Below are 1,440 nucleotides of genomic sequence, written 5' to 3'. Positions count from 1 at the left end.
GACTTTGGCAAGTTCATTGAAACCCTCAAAACACGCCCCTTCCACTTGCTGCCCGGCGTGAACACTTTGTTCAACGCTTTGCTGCAGCACCCCCTGTTCAAAACGATTGATTTCTCCAACCTGTGCCTCACACAAGCGGGGGGCATGGCAGCGTCTGAGGGCACAGCGCGCGCTTGGCAAGCTGCCACCGGCAGCGCCATGATTGAGGGCTGGGGCATGAGTGAGACCTGTGCCATCGGCACCAACAATCCGGTCACTCAAACTTCCTTCAGCGGCAGCATTGGTTTGCCACTGCCCAGCATTGACATCGCCATCAAGGACGAACAGGGCAACAGCCTGGCGCAAGGTGAGTCTGGCGAAATTTGCATTCGCGGCCCCAACGTCATGGTGGGTTATTACAAGCAAGAAGAAGAGACGCGCAAGGCCTTCACGCCAGACGGTTTCATGCGCACCGGCGACGTGGGCATCATGGACGAGCGCGGTTATTTCCGAATTGTCGACCGCATCAAAGACATGATCATTGTGAGTGGCTTCAATGTGTTCCCCTCGGAACTTGAGAATGTCATTTCATTGTGCCCGGGCGTTGTTGAGTGCGCCGCCATCGGCATTCCAGACGCCATGCAAGGCGAGACCATCAAGGTGTTTGTGGTGAGAAACGACAGCATGCTGACCGAGGATGCCGTGGCCAAATACTGCCATGACAATCTCACAGGTTACAAAAGGCCCAAGTACATTGAGTTTCGAGATGAGTTGCCTAAATCCAATGTTGGCAAAATTTTGCGGCGTGAGCTGAGAACCACTGCGCATTGAGCGCATTGGTTTTTTAGATTCGCTTAAGGCGCTTGATTGTCAATGACACAGCGGCTGCAGATTCCAGGACTTCAAGTTTTTGAAAGAGGCTGGCTGTCGGCCAACAACATTCTTTTCACAGACTCTGAGTCAGCCACATTGATCGACAGTGGTTATGTGACTCACCAAGCGCAGACCTTGGCGCTCGTTCAAAATACCTTGAATGGCCGAATGCTAGACCGGTTGGTTAACACCCACTTACACAGCGATCACTGTGGTGGCAACCATCTGCTGCAAACGCATTACACCCAACTTGAAACGCTGATTCCGCCTGGTGAAGCCAAGGCCGTGTCTATTTGGGATGTTGAGGCCTTGAGTTACGAAGCCACAGGTCAACTGTGTCCGCGATTTAAGTTTGAGGGCCTGTTGCAAGCAGGGCAAATTTTGCGCTTGGCTTCTTTAAATTGGGAAGTGCATGCGGCGCCTGGGCATGATCCGCATTCGGTGATTTTGTTTGAACCCATCCACCAAATCTTGATCTCGGCCGATGCCTTGTGGGCCAACGGATTTGGCGTCGTGTTTCCAGAGTTGGAAGGTGTGGATGCGTTTCACGAAGTGGCTCTGACGCTGGATTTGATTGAGTCACTCAAA

The 1,440-nt window shown here is 52.6% G+C and carries 2 protein-coding genes; both read left to right on the top strand.

Going from position 1 to position 1,440, the window contains the following annotated elements:
- Positions 1 to 810: AMP-binding protein (locus AC9UEO_RS13650; protein ID WP_509534626.1), on the top strand; the 810-nt coding region annotated here is incomplete at its 5' end.
- A 42-nt stretch (positions 811 to 852) separates the two neighbouring features.
- A partial coding sequence (locus AC9UEO_RS13645; RefSeq protein WP_509534623.1) for an MBL fold metallo-hydrolase occupies positions 853 to 1,440 on the top strand: 588 nt, incomplete at its 3' end.

The sequence above is a fragment of the Limnohabitans sp. genome (assembly GCF_040401495.1).
GTDB lineage: Bacteria > Pseudomonadota > Gammaproteobacteria > Burkholderiales > Burkholderiaceae_C > Limnohabitans.
This window is presented reverse-complemented; position numbering and strand designations above follow the sequence as displayed.